At 72.4% G+C, this 21,635-nt stretch carries 22 protein-coding genes; 17 read left to right on the top strand and 5 right to left on the bottom strand.

Annotation, left to right across the window (positions count from 1 at the left end; genetic code table 11):
• Positions 1–40 precede the first annotated feature (40 nt).
• From ACFWW8_RS29080 to prcA, 3 genes are read left to right on the top strand one after another with little or no spacing between them, the layout of a single operon-like run.
• Positions 41–337 (top strand): endonuclease VII domain-containing protein, encoded by a 297-nt coding sequence (locus ACFWW8_RS29080; protein ID WP_386533124.1) that lies wholly within the window; start codon positions 41–43, stop codon positions 335–337.
• Positions 289–1,128: a proteasome subunit beta gene (gene prcB / locus ACFWW8_RS29075; RefSeq protein WP_386533122.1), complete on the top strand. Its 840-nt coding sequence runs from the start codon at positions 289–291 to the stop codon at positions 1,126–1,128. Before ACFWW8_RS29080 ends, prcB begins: the two co-directional genes overlap by 49 nt.
• 46 nt (positions 1,129–1,174) lie before the next feature.
• Positions 1,175–1,939 carry a proteasome subunit alpha gene (gene prcA, locus ACFWW8_RS29070; RefSeq protein WP_386533119.1) on the top strand — a complete coding sequence of 255 codons (765 nt, stop codon included), beginning with the start codon at positions 1,175–1,177 and terminating at the stop codon, positions 1,937–1,939.
• Between the two features lie 86 nt (positions 1,940–2,025).
• On the opposite strand, the gene ACFWW8_RS29065 is transcribed toward prcA, so the two are convergent.
• Positions 2,026–3,033 carry a LacI family DNA-binding transcriptional regulator gene (locus ACFWW8_RS29065; RefSeq protein WP_386533116.1) on the bottom strand — a complete coding sequence of 336 codons (1,008 nt, stop codon included), beginning with the start codon at positions 3,031–3,033 and terminating at the stop codon, positions 2,026–2,028.
• A 146-nt stretch (positions 3,034–3,179) separates the two neighbouring features.
• Between ACFWW8_RS29065 and ACFWW8_RS29060 the strand changes: the two genes are divergently transcribed.
• The 12 genes from ACFWW8_RS29060 to ACFWW8_RS29005 all read left to right on the top strand — a co-directional run bounded on the left by ACFWW8_RS29060 (position 3,180) and on the right by ACFWW8_RS29005 (position 15,341).
• Positions 3,180–4,442 (top strand): MFS transporter, encoded by a 1,263-nt coding sequence (locus ACFWW8_RS29060; RefSeq protein ID WP_386533114.1) that lies wholly within the window; start codon positions 3,180–3,182, stop codon positions 4,440–4,442.
• Between the two features lie 104 nt (positions 4,443–4,546).
• Positions 4,547–5,908 carry a Pup--protein ligase gene (gene pafA / locus ACFWW8_RS29055; protein ID WP_030768414.1) on the top strand — a complete coding sequence of 454 codons (1,362 nt, stop codon included), beginning with the start codon at positions 4,547–4,549 and terminating at the stop codon, positions 5,906–5,908.
• A 117-nt stretch (positions 5,909–6,025) separates the two neighbouring features.
• On the top strand, positions 6,026–6,967 hold the full coding sequence (locus ACFWW8_RS29050; protein WP_386533111.1) for an FKBP-type peptidyl-prolyl cis-trans isomerase: 942 nt from the start codon (positions 6,026–6,028) through the stop codon (positions 6,965–6,967).
• A 69-nt stretch (positions 6,968–7,036) separates the two neighbouring features.
• On the top strand, positions 7,037–7,408 hold the full coding sequence (locus tag ACFWW8_RS29045) for an FKBP-type peptidyl-prolyl cis-trans isomerase (protein WP_386533109.1): 372 nt from the start codon (positions 7,037–7,039) through the stop codon (positions 7,406–7,408).
• Between the two features lie 123 nt (positions 7,409–7,531).
• A complete protein-coding gene (locus ACFWW8_RS29040) occupies positions 7,532–8,488 on the top strand; it encodes a helix-turn-helix transcriptional regulator (protein WP_386533106.1) in 957 nt (318 codons plus the stop codon).
• A 94-nt stretch (positions 8,489–8,582) separates the two neighbouring features.
• Positions 8,583–9,551 (top strand): helix-turn-helix transcriptional regulator, encoded by a 969-nt coding sequence (locus tag ACFWW8_RS29035; RefSeq protein WP_386533103.1) that lies wholly within the window; start codon positions 8,583–8,585, stop codon positions 9,549–9,551.
• 15 nt (positions 9,552–9,566) lie between these two features.
• Positions 9,567–9,794 (top strand): hypothetical protein, encoded by a 228-nt coding sequence (locus ACFWW8_RS29030; RefSeq protein WP_383927519.1) that lies wholly within the window; start codon positions 9,567–9,569, stop codon positions 9,792–9,794.
• 26 nt (positions 9,795–9,820) lie between these two features.
• Positions 9,821–10,021 carry a hypothetical protein gene (locus ACFWW8_RS29025; RefSeq protein ID WP_386533100.1) on the top strand — a complete coding sequence of 67 codons (201 nt, stop codon included), beginning with the start codon at positions 9,821–9,823 and terminating at the stop codon, positions 10,019–10,021.
• A gap of 168 nt (positions 10,022–10,189) precedes the next feature.
• On the top strand, positions 10,190–10,486 hold the full coding sequence (gene tatA, locus ACFWW8_RS29020; RefSeq protein WP_386533098.1) for a Sec-independent protein translocase subunit TatA: 297 nt from the start codon (positions 10,190–10,192) through the stop codon (positions 10,484–10,486).
• A 47-nt stretch (positions 10,487–10,533) separates the two neighbouring features.
• The gene (gene tatC, locus ACFWW8_RS29015; RefSeq protein ID WP_386533096.1) at positions 10,534–11,490 is read left to right on the top strand and encodes a twin-arginine translocase subunit TatC; all 957 of its coding nucleotides are present in this window, start codon (positions 10,534–10,536) and stop codon (positions 11,488–11,490) included.
• Between the two features lie 254 nt (positions 11,491–11,744).
• Positions 11,745–14,585 (top strand): DEAD/DEAH box helicase, encoded by a 2,841-nt coding sequence (locus ACFWW8_RS29010; protein ID WP_386533093.1) that lies wholly within the window; start codon positions 11,745–11,747, stop codon positions 14,583–14,585.
• Between the two features lie 90 nt (positions 14,586–14,675).
• The gene (locus tag ACFWW8_RS29005; RefSeq protein ID WP_386533090.1) at positions 14,676–15,341 is read left to right on the top strand and encodes a TetR/AcrR family transcriptional regulator; all 666 of its coding nucleotides are present in this window, start codon (positions 14,676–14,678) and stop codon (positions 15,339–15,341) included.
• Here the strand turns inward: ACFWW8_RS29005 and ACFWW8_RS29000 are convergent.
• From ACFWW8_RS29000 to ACFWW8_RS28985, 4 genes are all read right to left on the bottom strand, one after another.
• A complete protein-coding gene (locus tag ACFWW8_RS29000; protein ID WP_386533087.1) occupies positions 15,338–16,327 on the bottom strand; it encodes a pseudouridine synthase in 990 nt (329 codons plus the stop codon). The genes ACFWW8_RS29005 and ACFWW8_RS29000 overlap by 4 nt on opposite strands.
• Positions 16,328–16,350: 23 nt before the next feature.
• Positions 16,351–17,928 (bottom strand): serine hydrolase, encoded by a 1,578-nt coding sequence (locus ACFWW8_RS28995; protein ID WP_386533084.1) that lies wholly within the window; start codon positions 17,926–17,928, stop codon positions 16,351–16,353.
• A gap of 262 nt (positions 17,929–18,190) precedes the next feature.
• Positions 18,191–19,030: a siderophore-interacting protein gene (locus ACFWW8_RS28990; protein ID WP_386533081.1), complete on the bottom strand. Its 840-nt coding sequence runs from the start codon at positions 19,028–19,030 to the stop codon at positions 18,191–18,193.
• Between the two features lie 49 nt (positions 19,031–19,079).
• The gene (locus ACFWW8_RS28985) at positions 19,080–19,985 is read right to left on the bottom strand and encodes a 5'-3' exonuclease H3TH domain-containing protein (protein WP_386533171.1); all 906 of its coding nucleotides are present in this window, start codon (positions 19,983–19,985) and stop codon (positions 19,080–19,082) included.
• 311 nt (positions 19,986–20,296) lie between these two features.
• Between ACFWW8_RS28985 and ACFWW8_RS28980 the strand changes: the two genes are divergently transcribed.
• Both ACFWW8_RS28980 and ACFWW8_RS28975 read left to right on the top strand, forming a co-directional pair.
• Positions 20,297–20,929: a helix-turn-helix domain-containing protein gene (locus ACFWW8_RS28980; protein WP_386533078.1), complete on the top strand. Its 633-nt coding sequence runs from the start codon at positions 20,297–20,299 to the stop codon at positions 20,927–20,929.
• A partial coding sequence (locus tag ACFWW8_RS28975) for a helical backbone metal receptor (protein ID WP_386533168.1) occupies positions 20,926–21,635 on the top strand: 710 nt, incomplete at its 3' end. The genes ACFWW8_RS28980 and ACFWW8_RS28975, both read left to right, overlap by 4 nt.

The raw sequence follows: 21,635 nt of genomic DNA, 5'->3' as shown, positions 1-21,635 counted from the left end.
TGAGTACCACGAGCAGTGCCACGGGGCGAAAGACGGGGCGGTGCGGGCGAAGGCGCCCGTGCCGCCCGGCCGCAGACGGTGCCCTCAACAGAGCAGGACGACCTCGATCGCCGCTCACGGCGGTGTCTGCGTGCTCTGCCGAAAGGCTTCGGCGGATCATGTTGATCACGATCATCAGACGGGTAGGGTCCGAGGCGTGCTGTGCTTCAGCTGCAACGCGGCCTCGGGGCAGTTCAAGGATCGGCCGGACGTCATACGGCGTGCAGCCGCTTACGTGGAAGGAAACCTGTGGAACCCAACACTCGTAGCACAGGGCGTCTACCGGCAGCCTTCCTGACGCCGGGCTCGTCCTCCTTCATGGATTTCCTGGGCGCGCACTCGCCCGAGATGCTGCCCGGCAACCGCAGGCTGCCGGACGGGGTGATCGAGGCGCCGCACGGGACGACCATCGTGGCAGCCACCTTCCCCGGCGGGGTCGTGCTCGCCGGTGACCGGCGGGCGACCATGGGCCACATGATCGCGCAGCGGGACATCGAGAAGGTGTTCCCGGCGGACGAGTACTCCGCCGTCGGCATCGCCGGCACCGCCGGTCTGGCCGTGGAGATGGTCAAGCTGTTCCAGCTGGAGCTGGAGCACTTCGAGAAGGTGGAGGGGGCGACCCTTTCGCTGGAGGGCAAGGCGAACCGCCTGTCCACCATGATCCGGAGCAATCTGGGCATGGCGATGCAGGGGCTGGCCGTCGTACCGCTCTTCGCGGGGTACGACGAGGCCAAGGAGAAGGGCCGGATCTTCTCCTACGACGTGACCGGCGGCCGCTCGGAGGAGCACGGCTTCGCCGCCACCGGGTCCGGTTCGATCTTCGCGCGCGGCTCCATGAAGAAGCTGTACCGCGACGACCTGACGGAGCAGCAGGCCACCACCCTGGTGGTGCAGGCCCTGTACGACGCCGCCGACGACGACTCGGCGACCGGTGGTCCCGATCTGTACCGCCGGATCTTCCCGATCGTCACCGTCATCACCGACGAGGGCTTCCGCAGGCTCACCGAGGCCGAGTCCTCGGAGCTTGCCCGCGCCGTCACCGAACGGCGCATGGAGCAGCCCGACGGCCCGCGCGCCGCCCTGCTCTGACCATCCGCCGCCCCGTAGGAGCCCAGAAGAAAGGGACGGACAGCCGGTGTCGACTCCGTTCTATGTGTCACCCCAGCAGGCCATGGCGGACCGGGCGGAGTACGCCCGCAAGGGCATCGCCCGCGGTCGCAGCCTCGTCGTGCTCCAGTACGCCGACGGCATCGTGTTCGTCGGCGAGAACCCGTCTCGCGCGCTGCACAAGTTCAGCGAGATCTACGACCGGATCGGCTTCGCGGCCGCCGGCAAGTACAACGAGTACGAGAACCTGCGGATCGGCGGTGTGCGCTACGCGGATCTGCGGGGATACACCTACGACCGCGACGACGTGACGGCCCGTGGGCTGGCGAACGTCTACGCCCAGACGCTCGGCACCATCTTCTCCTCGGCCGGCGAGAAGCCGTACGAGGTGGAGCTGGTGGTGGCCGAGGTCGGGGCGACCGCGGCGGGCGACCAGATCTACCGGCTGCCGCACGACGGGTCGATCGTGGACGAGCACGGCTCGGTCGCGGTCGGCGGCAACGCCGAGCAGATCAGCACCTTCCTGGACCAGCGTCATCAGGACGGGATGACCCTGGCCGAGGCGTTGAAGCTGGCGGTGCAGGCGCTGTCCAGCCAGGCGAACGGTGCAGACAAGGCGATTCCGGTGGAGCGGCTGGAGGTCGCGGTGCTGGACCGCACGCGGTCGCAGCAGCGCAAGTTCAAGCGGATCCGGGGCCGGCAGCTGGCGCGGCTGCTGGAGGCGGATGTTCCGGCCGCGGTGCAGGCGGATGCGGTGTCGAACGACGAGGCGCCGGAGGACGAAGCCGAGTAGCAGCCGAGCAGCAGTGGTCCGGGAAGCCCCGGTCCGCCCCCGCGTGGGGTGGGCCGGGGCTTTCGCGCGTGCGGGGCGGGTGCGGGTCAGGTGGCGGGGGCGGGGCCGGTGGAGTCGCGGACGACGAGGCGGACGGGGAGGTCGGGAGCGGTCCACGGGGTGCCGTCGAGGACGGCGAGGAGAGCGGCCATGCCGTGTTCGCCGACGCGTTCGGCGGGGAGGTGGACGGTGGTGAGTTCGGGTTCGACGGCGGTGGCCAGGGCGAGGTCGTCGAAGCCGGTGACGGAGAGGTCGTCGGGCACGCGCAGACCGAGGCGGCGGGCGGCCTTGCAGGCGCCGGCGGCGAGGATGTCGTCGTCGCAGACGACGGCGGTGGGGCGTGGTCCCGGGGCGGTCAGCGCGGCCTCCATGGCCGTACGGGCGCCGTTCACGGTGAGGGGGGCCCGTACGGTGCGCAGTTCGGCGGAGGGGCTCAGGAGGGCGCTGAGGGCTTCGGCGCGGATGTCGAAGGTCCAGGAGTCGACGGCGGAGGCGAGGTGGAGGAAGCGGCGGTGGCCGTGGGCGAGGAGGTGTTCGGTGACCTGGCGCATGCCGTCGGCCATGGCGAGGTTGACGTGGGCGGCGGCACCGTGGGCGGCGGGGTCGCTGTCGAGCATGACGAGGGGGAGGCCGGTGCCGCCGGCGCCGCCGAGGGCGGTGAGGGTGTCGGTGGCCATGGAGGAGGCGATGACGCCGTCGAGGGCGGCGCGGGCGGAGGCGAAGGGGTCGCGGGCGGGGCCGGTGCCGTCGGGGGAGGGGTAGAGGACGACGCCGAAGCCGTGTTCGGCGGCGACGCGGGCGGCGCCGGTGTAGACGCGGGCGAAGAACTCGTTGGTGAGGGCGGGGACGACGAGGAGGGCGGTGCGGGTGGAGCCCAGGCGGAGGTTTCGGGCGGCGAGGTTGGGGCGGTAGCCGAGGCGTGCGGCGGCCTCGCGGACGAGGCCGGCGGTGCGTTCGGAGACGCGGCCGCGCCATTTGTCGCCGAGGACGAGGGAGACGGTGGCCTGGGAGACCCCGGCGGCGGCGGCCACGTCCCGGCTGGTGGGTCTCGTCACAAGGGGTCTCCCAAGGTGCTGGTGGGGCGGGGGCGGAGGTGGGTGGTGCGGTGCGCGGGGTGGACCGGCGGACTGCGGCCATGGTACGTATGACGCGTCAAGTTATACGTATTACCCCGGCTGGGGCCGGGCGGAGAGGGGCGGACATGGCCGCGGGATACGCGGAGCTGCTCAGGACCCGGCATGCCGCGAGGCTGCTGGTGGGCACGCTCGTGGGCCGACTGCCGAACGCCGTGGCGCCGATCGCGATCGTGCTGTTCGCGCGTGCGGAGGGGGGCTCCTACAGCCTGGCGGGCGCGCTGGCCGCGGCGTACGGCGTGGCGAACGCGGTGGGCCAGCCGCTGCTGGGGCGGGCCGTGGACCTCGTCGGGCAGCCGCGGGTCCAGCTGCCCGCGGCGGTGGTGTCGGCGCTGGGGATGGTGTGGCTGACGCTGGCCGGGACGGGGTCGGTGGCGGTGGCGTACGCCGCCGTGGTGGTGGCGGGGCTGTTCACGCCGCCGCTGGAGGGCGGGCTGCGGGCGCTGTGGCCCGGGGTGCTGGGCGGCAGGGAGGAGCGGGTGCACGCCGCGTACGCGATGGACGCGGTGGCCCAGGAGATCATGTTCACGGTCGGCCCGCTGCTGGTGACGCTGTGCGTGGCGCTGTGGAGCCCGGGGGCGGCGCTGCTGGTGCTGAACGCGGTGGGCGTGCTGGGCGCGCTCTCGGTGGTGGTGAGCGAGCCGTCGCGCGCGTGGCGTTCGGAGCCGCGGGAGGCGCACTGGCTGGGCGCGCTGCGCTCGCGGGGGCTGCTGGCGCTGCTGGGGGCGTTCTTCTTCGTGGGGACCGCGCTGGGCTCCATCACGGTGGCGGGCGTGGCGTACGCGGACGGCCACGGCGGTCAGGCCGTGTACGGGTGGATGATGGCGGCGCTGGGTCTGGGCGCGCTGGTCGGCGGCGTGTTCTACGGGTCGCGGCAGTGGCCGGGTGCGCCGGAGTCGAGGCTGCGGCTGCTGATCGCGCTGCTGGCGGTCTGCTACCTGCCGCTGGTGCTGACTCCGGGGCCGGTGGCGATGTCGGCGCTGGCGGCGCTGGCCGGGGTGTTCCTGGCGCCGGCGCTCGCGTGTGCGTTCATCGTGGTGGACCGGCACGCGCCGGTGGGCACGGTGACGGAGGCGTTCTCGTGGCTGGTGACGTTCTTCGGGGTGGGTGCGGCGATCGGCACGGGCGTCGCGGGGCCGGCCGTGGAGCTGGGTGGTACGGCGACGGGCTTCGGCGTGGCGGGCGCGGCGGGTGCGGCGGCGCTGCTGGTGCTGACGGTCACTCAGCGGGCGCTGGCAAGTCCGGGCCCGGGCCGGGCGGTGGCGGATGCGCCGGAGGGGGCGTCAGGGACGCCGTCCGGGGCGGTTTCCGACGTGTCCTCGGCGGGCTGAGCGGCGGTCCGGAGGGGGGCCCGGCGGGGGTCTCATCGGAAAATGATCGTAACGGCGCTCTCGAACTCGGTTTCAGAACAGGGCCAGAGGCGTAATGTTCAGTCATGGACCGCCGCATTTTCGGGCTGGAGAACGAGTACGGCGTCACGTGCACGTTCAGGGGACAGCGCCGACTGTCTCCTGACGAAGTGGCGCGCTACCTCTTCCGCCGTGTTGTGTCATGGGGCCGCAGCAGCAATGTCTTCCTGCGGAACGGCGCCCGCCTGTACCTCGACGTGGGGTCTCATCCGGAATATGCAACACCGGAATGCGACAACCTGACCGAACTGGTCACCCACGACAAGGCCGGCGAGCGCATTCTCGAAGGACTGCTCGTCGATGCCGAGCGCCGCCTGCACGAGGAGGGAATCGCGGGCGACGTCTATCTCTTCAAGAACAACACCGACTCGGCGGGCAATTCGTACGGTTGCCACGAGAACTACCTGGTGGCCCGGCACGGGGAATTCTCCCGCCTGGCGGACATCCTGATTCCGTTCCTGGTCACGCGGCAGCTGATCTGCGGTGCGGGCAAGGTGCTGCAGACCCCCCGGGGCGCGGTCTACTGCGTGAGCCAGCGGGCCGAGCACATCTGGGAGGGCGTGAGCTCCGCGACGACCCGTTCCCGGCCGATCATCAACACCCGGGACGAGCCGCACGCGGACGCCGAGCGCTACCGCCGGCTGCACGTGATCGTCGGCGACTCGAACATGTCCGAGACGACCATGCTGCTCAAGGTCGGCGCGACCGACCTCGTGCTGCGCATGATCGAGGCGGGCACGGTGATGCGCGACCTGACCCTGGAGAACCCCATCCGGGCCATCCGCGAGGTCAGCCACGACATCACGGGCCAGCGCAAGGTGCGCCTGGCGAGCGGCCGGGAGGCCTCGGCGCTGGAGATCCAGCGCGAGTACTACGACAAGGCCGTGGACTTCGCCGAGCGCCGGGGCATCCGGACCGGCGTGGTGGACCAGGTGCTGGAGCTGTGGGGCCGCACGCTCGACGCGATCGACGCCGAGGACCTGGACCGGATCGGGACCGAGATCGACTGGGTCATGAAGTACCAGCTGATCGAGCGGTACCGGGCCAAGCACAACATGACCATGTCGAACCCGCGGGTGGCGCAGATAGACCTCGCCTACCACGACATCCACCGTCGGCGCGGGCTGTACTACCTGCTGGAACGCAAGGGACAGGCGGCGCGGATCTGCAACGACCTCAAGATCTTCGAGGGCAAGTCGGTGCCGCCGCAGACGACGAGGGCGCGGCTGCGCGGCGACTTCATCCGCCGCGCGCAGGAGCAGCGGCGGGACTTCACGGTCGACTGGGTGCATCTGAAGCTCAATGACCAGGCGCAGCGGACGGTGCTGTGCAAGGACCCGTTCCGGTCGGTGGACGACCGGGTGGAGAAGCTGATCGCCGGCATGTAGGACCGCGGTGTGACATCGCGCTGATCTTCCCCAGGGCCCCGTACGCGTCTCGTACGGGGCCCTGCGCACGGCTTAGAGTGGCGGCGACCGCCTTGTCGTCTGAGATCTGAGGAACACGTGCGCCGACTTGCCGGCCTGCTGGTCGTACCCCTTCTGCTGCTGTCGACAGCAGCGTGTGGCGATGACAGCGGCTCCGACTCCAGTCAGATGAAGAACGGGGTGCCCGCGATCACGAAGGGCGCCAAGTTCGGGGAGGAGCCCACCCTGTCGCAGGGCACGGGCGAGCCGCCGAAGGAACTGAAGGTGGAGGTCATCAGCGAGGGCAAGGGCCCGGCGCTGAAGAAGGGCGACATCGCCCAGGTGAACTACCTCGGCCAGGTGTGGGACGGCAAGGAGCCGTTCGACGCGAGCTTCGGCAAGGGCAAGCCGTTCGACGTCACCATCGGCGCGGGCATGGTCATCAAGGGCTGGGACCAGGGCCTCGAGGGCCAGAAGGTCGGAAGCCGCGTGGAGCTCGTGATCCCGCCGGCCCTGGGCTACGGCGAGCAGGGCTCGGGCGAGAAGATCAAGCCGAACGCCACGCTGGTCTTCGTGGTGGACATCGTCAAGGGCACGACCGTCCCGGTCTCCGCCACGGGCAAGGAAGTCGCCCAGGAGAACAAGGACCTGCCCAAGGTCGGTACGAACACGGACGGCAAGGAAGTCGCCGTGACCGTTCCCAAGGACGTGACGCCGCCGGCGAAGCTGGTGTCGAACTACGTCCTGGAGGGTGACGGCGAGGCGGTGAAGGACTCCGGCAGCGTCGTCGTGAAGTTCCACGGCAAGACGTGGAAGGACGACAAGACGTTCGAGAGCACGTACGCCAACGACACCACGGTGACCTGGCCGATGGAGCAGCTGTCGGTCAAGGGCCTGAAGGACGGCCTCATCGGCAAGAAGGTCGGCAGCCGCGTCCTGCTGGTCATCCCGCCGGACATGGCCTTCGCCGACAAGGAGCAGGGGACGATCCCGGCGAATTCGACGCTGGTCTTCAGCCTCGACATCCTCGCGGTGATGTAAGACTGTTCCGGTCGTCCTCCCGGCCACCGCCGGGCGGGGCCCCTGTTCATACGTCTGAGGAGCAGTTCCGTGAGCATCGAGAAGCCCGAGATCGACTTCCCCGGGGGCGACGTCCCCGCCGACCTCGTCATCGAGGACATCTGGGAGGGCGACGGCGCCGAGGCCAAGGCCGGATCCAGGGTCTCCGTCCACTACGTGGGCGTGGCCTTCTCCACCGGTGAGGAGTTCGACGCCTCCTGGGGCCGCGGCGCGCCGCTGCAGTTCCAGCTCGGTGTCGGCCAGGTCATCTCCGGATGGGACCAGGGCGTCCAGGGCATGAAGGTCGGCGGCCGCCGCAAGCTGACGATTCCGGCGCACCTCGCGTACGGCGACCGCGGCGCCGGCCCCGCCATCAAGCCGGGCGAGACGCTGATCTTCGTGTGCGACCTGATGGGCGCCTGATCGGCCCGCAGTGAAGTCGTGGGGCCCCCGCCGGTCGGCGGGGGCCCTCGCTTTTGTCCGGGCGCGCCGGGGCGGTACGGTCAACGGTCACGAGTGTGTGTCGAGAGCGGGGGAACGGCGTCGATGGCGATTGCCAAGGCCGAGAGGCTGATGAATCTGGCGCTGTGCCTGCTGGGAACCCGACGACCACTCAGCAAGCGCGAGCTGCGCGGCTCCATCGAGGCCTACATGGAGGCCGGTAACGACGAGTCCTTCAACCGCATGTTCGAGCGGGACAAGGACGACCTGCGGGAACTCGGCCTGGTCATCGAGACCGTGGAGAACCTGGACGGCGACACCGGCTACCTGGCCCGCCGGGACAGCAACCGGCTGCCGCCCGTGAGCCTGGACGCCGAGGAGGCCGCGGCGCTGGGCCTGGCCGCCAAGGTGTGGCAGCAGGCGCGCCTCGCGGGGGCCGCCAGCGGGGCCCTGCAGAAGCTGCGCGCCGGCGGGATGCCGGAGGCGGGGGATCCGTACGAGGGCCAGCACAGTGCCATCGAGCCGCGCATCCCGGTCCACGAGGCGGCCTTCGAGCCGCTGATGCTGGCCTGCCGGGACCGTCGGCCGGTGGCCTTCGACTACCGCAAGTCCAACGCGGCCCGGCCCGAGCCCCGCCAGGTCGAGCCCTGGGCGCTGGAGTGCTGGCGCGGTCACTGGTACCTGGCCGGCTACGACCGCGACCGCGGGGCGGAGCGGGTGTTCCGGCTCTCCCGGATCACCGGGAAGGTCCGCTCCCGGGCGGCGAGGTACACCGCCGAGGTGCCCGACGTGGTGACCGTGCGGGAGACCGTGGCGAGCTGGGCCGGGGAGGGGGCGGAGCGTTCCGCGCTGATCCGGCTGCGCGCCGGGGCGGGGTACCCGCTGCGGGCCAAGGCCACCGCCGTGCGCGAGGGTGCCGAAGGCTGGGACGAGCTGGAGATCCCGTACGGGCACGGGCTCGACGCCTGGCTGGTGGAGTTCGGCCCCGACGTGGTGGTCGTGGAACCCGCCGACCTCCGGGCCGACGTGGTGGACCGGCTCCGCGCCGTCGCCAAGGGCTGACCGGCCCGCCCGCCGGCCGGACCCGCGGGCCCGGCGCCTCACTCCGCGCAACCGCGCCATCCGCAAGCACGCCCTGAGGGGGAGACGTACCAGCATGGCTGCCAACGCCATCGACCAGACCCGCCGGATGCTGTCCCTGGTGACCTACCTGCGCGAGCGCCCCGGGGCGCACGTCGCCGACGTCGCGCGCGCCTTCGGGATCACCGAGGACGAACTGATCTCGGACCTCGACGTGCTGCCCATGTGCGGGACCAGCTTCCGCGGCGGCGACCTGCTCGACATCGACACCGACGGGGAGCGCATCTGGTGGCGCAACCCGGACGCCTCGGGGGAGTCCACCGCCGAGCCGCTGCGCCTGGCCGCCGACGAGGCGACCGCGCTGCTGGTCGCCGCCCGCGCCGTGGCCACCCTGCCCGGCCTGCGCGAGAGCGACCGGGACGCCCTGCTGCGGGCCACCGCCAAGCTGGAGGCTGCCGCGGGGGAGGTCGCGGGGGCCAGCTCGCGGCTGTCGGTGACCTTCGAGTCGGAGGGCGGGGTCTTCGCCGACGTCGACCGGGCCATCGCGGAACGCCGGCGGCTGTGGGTGCGGTACTACTCGCCCGCGCGCGACGAGCTGACCGAGCGCAAGGTCGACCCGATCCGGCTCTTCGCAGTGGGGCACACGTACATGGAGGGGTGGTGCCACCTCTCGGAGGCCCGGCGCACCTTCCGCCTCGACCGGGTCGCCGAGATCCGGATCCTGGACGAGCGGGCCGATCCGCCCGCGATCGAGCCCCGCGACCTGTCCGAGGGGCTCGTGCAGCCCGCCGCCGAGGACCCGGAGGTCGTGGTCGAGGTCGGGCCCGGCGGCCGCTGGGTCGCCGAGTACTACCCGCACGACAGTGCCGAGGAGCTGCCCGAGGGGGGCCTGCGGATCACCCTGCGCAGCCCGGATCCGGCGTCGCTGCGCCGGCTCGCGCTGCGGCTGGGCCGCGAGGGCCGGATCGTCGTTCCCGCAGAGCTGGCGGAGAGCGCGCGGAGCGCCGCTCGAGAAGCGCTCGCGGGGTACGGGGAACAGGTCTGAGGGGAGCGTCGGTCGATGTCGCGCACGTCCGGGCCCGTCGCCTTCAAGGCGGCCTGCCCCGATTGCCGGTCCCGGTTCGAGCTGGACGCGGGCGCCCTGCGCCTGGCGATCGGCGTCAGCCGGCGGACCACGTTCTACTCGTTCACCTGTCCCGAGTGCGGCGCCGCCGTACGCAAACCCGCCGGTGAGCGCATCGTGGAACTGCTGACCGGGGGCGGCGTGAGCACCCTGCGCAGCGTCTGACCGGGCCGGTGCCCTACGCTCGTCCCATGCTGTGGCCGATGATCGCAATTGCCCTGGGCTTCCTCGGGGTCGCCGTCCTCGCCGTCCTGGCGCTGCGGGTCCACGTGGAGGTGCGCAGGCTGTCCGGCCAGGTCGCGCGGGCGAGCCGGCGGATCTCCGACGCTTCGGGCGACCTGGAGCGTGCGGCGGCCGACCTGGCCCGCGCGGGACGCACCGTACGCCCGTAGAAACGGTACGAACCCGTGTGAACGGGGCATGAAGAACGGCGTCCGGGGCGAGTGCGACGTCGCCGGGGGATTGCCGGGCGTTAACCCCCTGGGGTTACGATCCTCGGTAGAGACCGTCCTAGGCGCCCGTCGGGTGTGCTGTGAACCTCGGAGAAAAGGTAGATACCTATGTTCGGCAACCTCAGGGGTTGGGAAATCTTCGTCATTCTCGGGGTCATCATCCTCCTCTTCGGTGCGAAGAAGCTCCCGGACATGGCCCGCTCCCTCGGCAAGTCGGCCCGCATCCTCAAGAGCGAGGCCAAGGCCATGAAGAAGGAGGGCGAGGCCGACGACGCGGCCGCCGCCCCCACCGTCGCGGACGCCGCCCCGCAGCCGCCGGTCGCGCCCCGCACCATCCAGGCCGCGCCCGGTGACGTCACGAGCTCCCGGCCCGTCAACGAGCCGAACCGCACCACCCAGGGCTGACACAAGCCGCACACGCCAGCCAACTGCAACGAACCAAGGGACGTGGGTTGCTCAAGTCTGCCCGCAAGCAGGGGAAAGCGGACAAGGACGCCGAAGGGCGGATGCCTCTTGTCGAGCACCTGCGTGAGCTGAGAAACCGTCTGCTGAAGTCGGTCCTGGCGATCCTCCTGATCACCATCGTGTCGGCCTTCTTCTACAAGGAACTCATCGACTTCATGCTGAAGCCGATGCTGGACTCCGTCGGCTGCACCGGCGGGGTGGTCTCGCAGCGCAACGGCCGCCCCTGCGCCGACATGACGGTGAACGGCCTCATCGCGCCGTTCTCGATCGCCCTGAAGGTCTCCCTCACCGCCGGTGTGGTGCTGTCCGCGCCGGTGTGGCTCTACCAGCTGTGGGCCTTCACCGCCCCCGGCCTGCACAGCCACGAGAAGAAGTACGCGATGAGCTTCGTCGCGGTCGGCGCGCCGCTGTTCGGCGCCGGCGCGGTGCTCGCGTACAAGGTCCTTCCGCAGACCGCGACGGTCCTGCTCGAATTCACCCCCGACAACGCGCGCAACCTGCTGCCGGTCGACGACTACCTCGACCTGATCACGCGCATGGTCGTCGTCTTCGGCCTGGCCTTCGAGCTGCCGCTGCTGCTGATCCTGCTGAACATCACCGGAGTGCTCACCGCGAAGCGACTGGCGAGCTGGTGGCGCGCCATGGTCCTCGGGATCACGGTCTTCGCCGCGTTCGCCACGCCCACCGGCGACCCGCTCACGATGCTGTCCCTCGCGGTCCCGATCGTGGCCCTCTACTTCCTCGCGCTGGGCGTCTGCCTGGTCAACGACCGCCGCCGCCGACGCAACAACCCCGACGCGGAACTGGACGACGACGAGGCCTCCCGGCTCGACCTCACCCCCGAGCCCGTCGGGCGGATCGAACCGGCCCCGGCCGCCGCGGCCCTGCCCGGCCAGGCCGACGGCGGACGCCAGCGGATCAACGGGTACGACGACGCGACCTGACGGGTGCCTGCCGCAGTGGCTGTGCCTGCCGGAGGGTGAGCTCCGAGACCGCCCTCCTCGTCGATCCCACCGCGTACGCGGACGACGAGCCGCCGGGACCGCTGCCGGTGACCGCGCGGTGGGCGCCGGCGGCCCGGCGGTTCCCGGTGCGGCGGCCGCCGCGGGCCCCCTCGGGAGCCCCGCGGGGAACCCGTCGTGCTCCGCTTAAATGATCGCGACTGTTGTCAGGGGTGGCGGGTAGGCTCGATCCCAAGATGACCGAAGAACTCTCACCCGCCGACCGGTACGCCGCGTTCCGGCGCCGCGCCGCCGAAGAGGCCACCGCGCTGCACCCCTTCCGCGAGATGTACGCATTCGAGCTGGACCCGTTCCAGATCGAGGCCTGCAAGGCCCTGGAAGCCGGCAAGGGCGTCCTGGTGGCCGCCCCCACCGGCTCGGGGAAGACGATCGTCGGCGAGTTCGCCGTGCACCTGGCCCTCCAGCAGGGCCGCAAGTGCTTCTACACGACGCCGATCAAGGCCCTGTCGAACCAGAAGTTCGCCGACCTCGTCAAGCGCTACGGCGCCGACAAGGTGGGCCTGCTGACCGGTGACAACAGCGTCAACGCGGATGCGCCGGTGGTCGTGATGACCACCGAGGTGCTCCGCAACATGCTGTACGCGGGCTCGCAGGCGCTGCGCGGTCTCGGCTACGTCGTGATGGACGAGGTGCACTACCTCTCCGACCGGTTCCGCGGGGCCGTCTGGGAAGAGGTGATCATCCACCTCCCCGAGTCGGTGACCCTGGTCTCCCTGTCGGCCACGGTGTCCAACGCCGAGGAGTTCGGCGACTGGCTGGACACCGTGCGCGGCGACACCGAGGTCATCGTCTCCGAGGAGCGGCCCGTACCGCTGTGGCAGCACGTCATGGCCGGACGCCGGATCTTCGACCTGTTCGAGGAGGAGTCCGACCACGGCGGCCGCGGCTCCGCGCGGCGGGAGGTCAACCCCGACCTGCTGCGGATGGCGCGCGAGGAGAACAGCCGCTCGTACAGCCCCAAGGACCGGCGGCGCGGGAAGATGGTCCGCGAGGCCGACCGGGAGCGCGAACGGCGCTCGCGCGGCCGGATCTGGACCCCGTCGCGGCCGGAGGTCATCGCCCGCCTCGACAACGACGGGCTGCTGCCCGCCATCAACTTCATCTTCAGCCGGGCCGGTTGCCAGGCCGCCGTCCAGCAGTGCCTGTACGCGGGCCTGCGGCTCAACGACGACTCCGCGCGGCTGCAGGTCCGCGAGATCGTCGAGGCGCGCACCTCCTCCATCCCCACCGAGGACCTGCACGTCCTGGGGTACTACGAGTGGCTGGAAGGGCTGGAGCGGGGCATCGCCTCGCACCACGCGGGCATGCTGCCCACCTTCAAGGAGGTCGTGGAGGAGCTGTTCGTCCGCGGCCTGGTCAAGGCCGTCTTCGCCACCGAGACCCTGGCGCTGGGCATCAACATGCCCGCGCGCACGGTGATCCTGGAGAAGCTGGTCAAGTGGAACGGCGAGCAGCACGCCGACATCACCCCCGGCGAGTACACGCAGCTGACCGGCCGGGCCGGCCGCCGCGGGATCGACGTCGAGGGCCACGCCGTCGTGCTCTGGCAGCGCGGCATGGACCCGGTGGGGCTGGCCGGGCTCGCGGGCACCCGTACGTATCCGCTGCGCTCCAGCTTCAAGCCCTCGTACAACATGGCCGTGAACCTGGTCAGCCAGTTCGGGAGGCACCGGTCGCGCGAACTGCTGGAGACCTCCTTCGCGCAGTTCCAGGCCGACCGCTCGGTCGTCGGGATCTCCCGGCAGGTGCAGCGCAACGAGGAGGGCCTGGAGGGCTACCAGGAGGGCATGAGCTGCCACCTGGGGGACTTCGAGGAGTACGCGCGGCTGCGCCGCGACCTCAAGGACCGCGAGACCGACCTGGCCAAGCAGGGCGCGGCCCAGCGCCGGGCGCAGGCGGCCAGTTCGCTGGAGAAGCTCAAGCCGGGCGACATCATCCACGTGCCGAGCGGCAAGTTCGCCGGGCTGGCGCTCGTCCTGGACCCCGGCGTGCCGGCCGGGCGGGTCAACGGGCACCGCGGACACGAGTACACCGAGGGGCCGCGGCCGCTGGTGCTCACCTCCGAGCGGCAGGTCAAGCGGCTCGCCGCGATCGACTTCCCCGTTCCGGTGGAGCCGCTCGACCGGATGCGGATCCCCAAGACCTTCAACGCCCGCTCCCCGCAGTCCCGTCGGGACCTGGCCTCGCAACTGCGGACCAAGGCCGGCGACTTCAGGCCCGGGCGGGCGCCCCGCGGACGGGCCGCGGCGGCCGACGACCGTGAGATCGCGCGGCTGCGCGCGGCGCTGCGGGCGCACCCGTGCCACGGATGCGACGAGCGCGAGGACCACGCCCGCTGGGCGGAGCGCTACCACCGGCTCCAGCGCGACACCCAGCAGCTGGAGCGGCGCATCGAGGGCCGGACGAACACCATCGCCCGCACCTTCGACCGGATCCACGCGCTGCTGACCGACCTGGACTACCTGCGCGAGGACGAGGTCACCGCGCACGGCAAGCGGCTCGCCCGGCTGTACGGGGAGCTCGACCTGCTGGCGTCGGAATGTTTGCGCGAGAAGGTCTGGGAGGGGCTGAGCCCGGCCGAACTGGCCGCCTGCGTCTCGGCACTGGTCTTCGAGGCCCGGCAGTCCGACGACGCGGTCGCGCCGAAGGTCCCCGGGGGCGCGGCGAAGGCGGCGCTGGGTGAGATGATCCGCATCTGGGGCCGGCTGGACGCGCTGGAGGAGGAGCACGGCATCAGCCAGACGGAGGGCGTGGGTCAGCGCGAGCCGGACCTCGGCTTCGCGTGGGCGGCCTACCAGTGGGCCTCCGACAGGAGCCTGGACGAGGTGCTGCGCGAGGCGGAGATGCCGGCCGGTGACTTCGTGCGCTGGTGCAAGCAGGTCATCGACGTGCTCGGGCAGGTCGCCGCGGCGGCGCCCTCGGCGTCCGGCGACAGCGGGAGCACGGTGGCGCGCAACGCCCGCAAGGCAGTGGACGGACTCCTGCGGGGTGTAGTGGCCTACAGCTCGGTCGGCTAGGCGCTTTTGGGGCTTCCTCCGAGAGCGGGCATGGCCCGATCTGATCTCTTGCCATGATCGAATCGGCGTGCGCTGTGCGACGATCGGCGTATGAGTGGCGGAGCAGACGAAGGTCCGAGACGGGTCGGTCGGCCGCGCGCCGACCGGCTGAGGCCGCAGAGCGGCCGGCCGCCGCGGGAGGAACTCCTCTGCGCGGCGGCCGAACTGTTCACCGCCCAGGGGTACGCGGCCACCACCACGCGGGCGGTCGCGGAACGGGCCGGGATGCGCCAGGCCACGATGTACCACTACTTCGGCGGCAAGGAGGACCTCCTCGCCGAGCTCCTCGAATCCACGGTCGCGCCCTCGCTGGTACTGGCCCGGCAACTGCTCGCCGACACCGGCCGGCCCGCCGCGCGGCGGCTGTGGGAGCTGTGCCGTTCCGAGGTCCTGCTGCTCTGCGGGGGACCGTACAACCTCGGCGCGCTCTACCTGTTGCCCGAGGTGGGCGGGGTGCGGCTGGCCCGGTTCCACCGGATGCGCGCGGAACTGCGGGACGCCTACCGGCAGTTGCTCGGAGGCACCAGTGCGGGGGCCGAACTGGCCGGGGACCGGTCCGGGCTGGCGCTCCGCAACGACCTGGTCTTCGGCCTGATCGAGGGCGTCATGCTGATCCACCGGGCCGCTCCCGCGCGGCCGGTCGCCGTCTTCGCCGAGGCCACCGCCGACGCGGCGCTGCGGATCGCGGGCGTCGGGTCGGGGGCGCGGACGGCTTAATCGCCGCGGCCGGACGGCGGCGGGCCGGCGGCTCCGGACTCCCAGGACGGGCGGTCGTCCCAGGCCAGGAGGGTGCGGGTGCTCTCGAAGCGGTGGGCGGTGCCCGTGACCGGGTCGGTGAACGCCAGGACGCGGGCCAGGAGTTGGAGGGGGCGCCGGTAGTCGTCCGGCGCGGGGTCGGTGACCTGCGGGTACACCGGGTCCCCCAGGATCGGCAGGCCCAGGGCGTTCATGTGCACCCGCAGCTGGTGGGTCCGGCCCGTGTGCGGGGTCAGCCGGTAGCGTCCGAGTGCGCCCGCGGTCCCGGTCAGCTCGACGAGGGTCTCGGCGTTGGGCACCCCGTCCGGGACCTCGACCGCCGCGATGACCCCGCGGGTCTTCTCGATCCGGCTGCGGACCGTGCGCGGGAGCGCCACCGCGGGGTCGTGGGGTGCGAGGGCCTCGTACTCCTTGTGCACCCGGCGGTTCTGGAACAGGAGCTGGTACGCGCCCCGGTCGGCGGGCCGGACGCTGAACATCACCAGCCCCGCGGTCAGCCGGTCCAGCCGGTGGGCCGGGCTGAGTCCGGGCAGGTCCAGCTCCCGGCGCAGCAGGGCGAGGGCGCTCTGGGTGACGTGGCTGCCGCGCGGCGTGGTCGCCAGGAAGTGCGGCTTGTCCACGACGAGCAGGTGCGGGTCGCGGTACAGGACGCGGATCGGGAAGGGCACCACCGGCTCGTCGGGAAGGTCGCGGTGGAACCACAGGTGGGCGCCCGGCTCGTACGGGTCCCCGGCCCGGCACACCCGGCCGTCCCGGTCGACGATGCCGCCGGTGGCCAGCAGCCGGACGACGGCCTCGGCGCCGGCGCCGGCCGCGTACCGGGCGGTGAGGTACCCGCCGAGGTCCGGCCACGTCCCGTCCGGGTCGGGCGGCAGGCGCAGCCGGACCGGGTCGATACCGGCGCGCTGCGGGAGGGGCGAGGGGGGTGCCTGGGCTCTGCGGGTCATCGGGGACAGGCTATGCGGCGCGGCTACCGCTCGGTGAAGGTGCCCAGGCCGGTGGTGTCGAGGTACTCGACGCGGACGGTGCCGTCGGCGAAGGTCACCCCGGTGCGGCCCACCGCGTTCTCGCCGGCGGTCTCGAAGCTGAAGACGTTCCCGTCGTAGTGGGTCAGGGGGAAACGCAACGGCTTCGGGCCGAGGGCCAGGGTGAGGGCGCCCTTGTCGTCGGCGGTGACGGTGAGCGGGCCGTAGTACGGGTTGTCGTACGTCCCGGTGTACGTGGCGCTGTCCCCGGCCGGTGCTGCGTCGGCCGGCGGGCGGGCGTAGTCGGTGGGGGAGCGGCCCGTGTCGTCCGCCTGCGCGTAGAGGGCTGCGGCCAGCTCCAGCCAGTCGGCGGTGACCTTGCCGTGCTCGGCGAAGTCGAAGAAGTCCAGGGCGACGGCGTCGGCCTGGCCGACGGGCGCGCCGTTGGTGAGGACGACGATGCCGAGCTGTTCCAGGGGGAGCATCGTCACGTTGGTGTTCGCGCCGAGGTCGAAGGCCCCGGAGTGGCTCAGGCGCAGCCGCCCGGCGTCGTCGTACGAGACGTTCCAGCCGAGGCCGTAGAAGCCGGTGCGGGCGGTGGGGCCGGAGGGCGGCTGCGACACGATCTCGGGCAGGTGGGTGCGGGCGAGGGTGTCGGCCGGGACGATCCGCCGTCCGTCGAGGGTGCCGCCGGCCAGCTGGAGGCGGAGCCAGCGGGACAGGTCGCGGGCGGTGGAACTGACACCGCCGGCGGGGGCCTGGGCGTCGGGGTCGCGGACGTAGCGGGGGCTCCACGTGCCGTCGGGGTTCCTGACGTGGGTGGCGGCGTGGTCGGGGGAGTTGGCGAAGGCGGAGAACTCCGTACTGGTGCGCGTCATGCCGGCGGGCTTGAACAGGGTGTCCTCGCTGAGCTTCTGCCAGGACTTTCCCTCGGAGCGGGCGACGGCCTCGGCGGCGGCGGTGAGGCCGAAGTTGGTGTACGCGTAGCTCGCGCGGAACGGGGCGAGGGATTCCAGTCGGAGGTGGTCGAGGATGTACGCCCGGTCGTAGCCGAGGTCCTCCAGGAGGTCCCCGGCGTGGTCCGGGAGGCCGCTGCGGTGGGAGAACAGGTCGGCGGTGGTGACGTGGCCGGTGACCCAGGGGTCCTTGAGGGAGAACCCGGGCAGCTCGGTGTGCCGGTCCCAGCCGTCGGGTCCGGTGAGGGTGCCGGCCACCACCGTGGAGGAGACGGGCTTGGAGAGGGAGGCGATCTGGAAGACCGTGTCCGGGTCGACGCCGCCGGGCTCGCCGACGCGGCGGACGCCGTAGCCCTTGAGGTGGACCACCTTGTCCTTGTGGACGACGGCCACGGAGACCCCGGGAACGCCGGTGCGGCGCATCATGTCCTGGACGCTCCGGTCGAGGTGGGCGACCGCCTCGTCGACCCGGGCGTCGGTGATCCGGGGCTTCGGGGCCGGGGGCGGGCTGGGGGCGGCCGGCGCCGCGGCGGGCGAGGCCGCGGCGGCCGCCGGGGTGGCGGTCGCCGCCGTCGCGATCAGCAGGATCACGGCCCCGAACGAGCCGAGAGCGCGGAGCGTACGCATGCCGCCCATTCTCCCGCCGTACGGGTGAACGCGCCCGTCGTGCCGGTGACCCCGGTGGGGGCGGGTGGGGGGGGGCGGCGGGTTGCGGGGCTCTGCCCCGGGCCCCGGGCCCCGCGCCCGGAACTCCTGCAGGGCTGGAAGGGGCCCGGGCGGGCGGGAGCGTCGGCGCCGCGGTAGTGCGGGGCTCCGCCCCGGACCCCGCGCCTCAAACGCCGGCGGGGCTGGATGTGGCCCGGGGCGGGCGCCGCTGTGGGGAAGGGGGTCAGGCGGCTGCGGCGTGGTCCTGTTCGGCTTCCACCGCCGCGTTCCAGTCGCGCTTGATCGCGCGCCAGCCCTCGTCCGTCTCGCCCAGGCGCCAGTAGCCCGAGATCGACAGCCGTTCGCGCGGCACGCCCCGCTCCAGGCGGAGATGGCGGCGCAGCTCCCTGACGAAGCCCGCCTCGCCGTGGACGAACGCGTGCACGTCCTTGGACGGGAACTCCAGGGCGGTGACCGCCTCCACCAGCGCCTCGCCGATCGGGCGGTCGCCGCGGTGCAGCCAGACCGGGACGACCCCGTCCGGCGTGGTGATCCTCTGCTCGTCGTCCGGGCCGTCGATCTCCACGAACGCGTGCACCCGCGCACCCGCCGGCATCCGCTCCATCGCCGCGGCGATCGCCGGCAGGGCGCTCTCGTCGCCCACCAGCAGGTGCCAGTCGGCCGTCGGGTCCGGGGCGTACGCGCCGCCCGGGCCGAGGAAGCGCACGAGCTCGCCCGGCTGGACGCGCGCCGCCCACGGGCCGGCCAGGCCCTCGTCGCCGTGGACGACGAAGTCGAGGGTCAGCTCCAGGCGGGCCGGGTCCCAGGCCCGCACGGTGTACGCGCGCTGGCGCGGCCACTGCGCACGCGGGAAGTCGGCGCGGATCTGCTCCAGGTCCCACGGCGCGGGGTAGGTGACCCCCATCGGCGGGAACAGGAGTTTGACGTAGTGGTCGGTGTGCGTGCCCGCGCCGAATCCGGCCAGACCGTCACCGCCCAGCACGATCCGCACCATGTGCGGCGTCAGCCGCTCGGTGCGTACGACGACGGCGGTGCCGACTGCGCGGGCGCGTCCTTCTGCCACGGTGTCTCCCCTGTCTCCCCTGAAACTTAGGATTACCTAAGTTAGCACCTCAGGTGCGCAGCGCGCCGCTCAGGCGCGACACGGCTCCACCGAGACCCCATCGGCGGGCGAGTGCGTCGACCAGTTCCGGATGGGACGGAAGTGACGGGAGGGCCGGGTCGAACTGCGGAATCGGCACGTCCCCGGCTACCTGGACCACCTTGGGGGCCACGGCCAGGTACGGCCGCGATTCGTCCAGTCGCTTGCGCTGGGCCGGGGTCAGCTTCGACTTCGGGTCGTCGATCGCGGCGATGATCCCGTCCAGCGTGCCGTACGCGTCGAGCAGCTTCGCCGCCGTCTTCTCACCGATGCCGGGGACGCCGGGCAGGCCGTCGCTGGGGTCACCGCGCAGCAGCGCCAGGTCCGCGTAGCCGGGGCCGTCGACCCCGTACTTCTCGCGCAGCCACGCCTCGTCGGTCACCTGGAGGGTGCCCACGCCCTTGAGGGGGTACAGCACGCGCCGCTGCCTGGCGTCGTCCACCAGCTGGTAGAGGTCCCGGTCGCCGGTGACGATGTCCACCGGGCCGGTCGCGCGGGCGGTCAGCGTGCCGATCACGTCGTCCGCCTCGTACCCGGCGACCCCCACGCGGGCGATGCCGAAGGCGTCCAGTGCCGCCTCGATGATCGGCACCTGCGGGGCGAGGGTGTCCGGGGTCTCCTCCACGTCCGGACCCGTGTCGGTCTCCTGTGCGACGCGGTGCGCCTTGTACGACGGGATGAGCTCCACCCGCCAGTGCGGCCGCCAGTCGGCGTCCATGCAGGCCACCAGGTCGTCCGGACGGTGGTCCTGGACCAGGCGGCCGATGAAGTCGAGCAGCCCGCGCACGGCGTTGACCGGGGTGCCGTCGGGGGCCTTCACGGAGTCCGGCACACCGAAGTAGGCGCGGTAGTAGAGGGAGGCGGTGTCCAGGAGCATCAGGCGTCGTGTCGTCACGCAGACGATGATGCCGCAACCCGGTGACGGAACCGCCGGGTGCCGGGGGCGGTGCGCCGGCCCGGCAGCCGCCGCTGCGCCGTCGGTCCGCACCGGCGGAACCCCGGCGGTTCTCCAGGACGAGGGCGTACGGTGGCGGCCCGCGGACGACCGCGGAAGGTGACCGGGCGGGCACGGGTGATCACCGGTGGCGGGGGGCGAGTGCGCTCGTGCACGCGAAACCGGAGGCGGTTGCTGCGTAAGGTGCTTACAGCACACCGATGTGCGACGGACAAGGGGAGGGCAGCCCCGACATGAACGACAGGGACGGCACGGACGGCACGCCGGATGGCAAGGACGACAAGGGCAAGGACAAGGACGCCAAGGAGCCGCTCCGCGTGGGCGTGGCCGTGCGCAAGCGGCGCCGCGCGCTCCAGCTGACGCTGGCCGCCGTGTCGGCGCGCAGCGGCCTGTCCGTCCCCTTCCTGAGCCAGATAGAGAACGAGCGGGCCCGCCCCAGCATGCGCTCCCTGGAGCGGGTCGCGGACGCGCTGGAGACCACGGCCGTCGAACTGCTGGCCGCCTCCGACACGGCCCGCACCGTGGACCTCGTACGGGCCGGTGACGACTCCGCCCTCACCCCCGTGCCCGGCGTACGGCCCCTCGTGCGCGGGCACCACCAGCTGCACGCCCTGGAGTTCACCGGGGACCAGGACGCCGGCCGGGAGTACCAGCACCGCAACGACGAACTGATGTACGTGGTCGCCGGCGCCTGCCAGGTGGAGGCCGAGGGGCGGGCGTACCGGCTGGAGAGCGGGGACGCGCTGTTCCTGTCCGGCGGGGTGCGGCACCGCTGGCGGGCCGTCACCGAGGACACCCGGATCCTGGTCGTCGCGGTCGGCGAGCACATCCACGCCACGTCCGAACCGCCGTCCCCCGGGCGCTGAGCGGCGTGCGGCGGGTCGTGTCGCTGGTGCCGTCGCTGACCGAGGCGGTCGCGGTGAGCGCGCCGGGCCTGCTGGTCGGGGTCACGGACTGGTGCACGCACCCCACGGACCTCGGGGACGCGGCGCGGATCGGCGGGACGAAGAACCCCGACGTGCGGCGGATCGCGGAGCTGCGCCCGGACCTGGTGATCGCGAACGAGGAGGAGAACCGGGCCCCCGACCTGGCGGCGCTGCGCGCGGCGGGGCTGGAGGTGCTGGTCACCGAGGTGCGGGACCTCCCGCAGGCGCTGCGGGAGCTGGACCGGCTGCTGGTGGGCGTACTGGGGCTGAAGAGGCCGGGATGGCTGGCGGACGCCGGGGCGGCCTGGGCCCGGGCCGCGGAGCCGGCGGTGTCCGCGACGGCCTTCGTGCCGATCTGGCGGCGGCCGTGGATGGTGCTGGGCCGGGACACCTTCGCGGGGGACGTCCTGGCCCGCCTGGGGGTGCGCAACGTCTACGCCGGACACCCGGAGCGGTACCCGCGGATCCCCGCCGAGGAGCTGGCGGCGAGCGGCTGCGACCTGGTGGTGCTGCCGGACGAGCCGTACCGTTTCACCGCCGAGGACGGTCCGGAGGCCTTCCCGGGGCTGCCCGCCGCGCTGGTCTCGGGACGCCACCTGACCTGGTACGGGCCCTCCCTCGCCGAGGCCCCGGCGGTCCTCGCGCG

The organism is Streptomyces sp. NPDC058701, assembly GCF_042715295.1.
In the GTDB taxonomy this organism is placed as follows: domain Bacteria; phylum Actinomycetota; class Actinomycetes; order Streptomycetales; family Streptomycetaceae; genus Streptomyces.
The sequence above is the reverse complement of the archived record's forward strand: the minus strand, read 5'-3'. Positions and strand labels throughout refer to the sequence as shown.

Excerpts from the sequence above, each read along its gene's own strand:
- ACFWW8_RS29060 (WP_386533114.1), top strand. The coding sequence starts at position 3,180 with ATGGCCGCGGGATACGCGGAGCTGCTCAGGACCCGGCATGCCGCGAGG.
- pafA (WP_030768414.1), top strand. The coding sequence starts at position 4,547 with ATGGACCGCCGCATTTTCGGGCTGGAGAACGAGTACGGCGTCACGTGC.
- ACFWW8_RS29040 (WP_386533106.1), top strand. The coding sequence starts at position 7,532 with ATGGCGATTGCCAAGGCCGAGAGGCTGATGAATCTGGCGCTGTGCCTG.
- ACFWW8_RS29035 (WP_386533103.1), top strand. The coding sequence starts at position 8,583 with ATGGCTGCCAACGCCATCGACCAGACCCGCCGGATGCTGTCCCTGGTG.
- ACFWW8_RS29030 (WP_383927519.1), top strand. The coding sequence starts at position 9,567 with ATGTCGCGCACGTCCGGGCCCGTCGCCTTCAAGGCGGCCTGCCCCGAT.
- ACFWW8_RS29025 (WP_386533100.1), top strand. The coding sequence starts at position 9,821 with ATGCTGTGGCCGATGATCGCAATTGCCCTGGGCTTCCTCGGGGTCGCC.
- tatA (WP_386533098.1), top strand. The coding sequence starts at position 10,190 with ATGTTCGGCAACCTCAGGGGTTGGGAAATCTTCGTCATTCTCGGGGTC.
- ACFWW8_RS29010 (WP_386533093.1), top strand. The coding sequence starts at position 11,745 with ATGACCGAAGAACTCTCACCCGCCGACCGGTACGCCGCGTTCCGGCGC.
- ACFWW8_RS29005 (WP_386533090.1), top strand. The coding sequence starts at position 14,676 with ATGAGTGGCGGAGCAGACGAAGGTCCGAGACGGGTCGGTCGGCCGCGC.
- ACFWW8_RS29000 (WP_386533087.1), bottom strand. The coding sequence starts at position 16,327 with ATGACCCGCAGAGCCCAGGCACCCCCCTCGCCCCTCCCGCAGCGCGCC.
- ACFWW8_RS28995 (WP_386533084.1), bottom strand. The coding sequence starts at position 17,928 with ATGCGTACGCTCCGCGCTCTCGGCTCGTTCGGGGCCGTGATCCTGCTG.
- ACFWW8_RS28985 (WP_386533171.1), bottom strand. The coding sequence starts at position 19,985 with ATGCTCCTGGACACCGCCTCCCTCTACTACCGCGCCTACTTCGGTGTG.
- ACFWW8_RS28980 (WP_386533078.1), top strand. The coding sequence starts at position 20,297 with ATGAACGACAGGGACGGCACGGACGGCACGCCGGATGGCAAGGACGAC.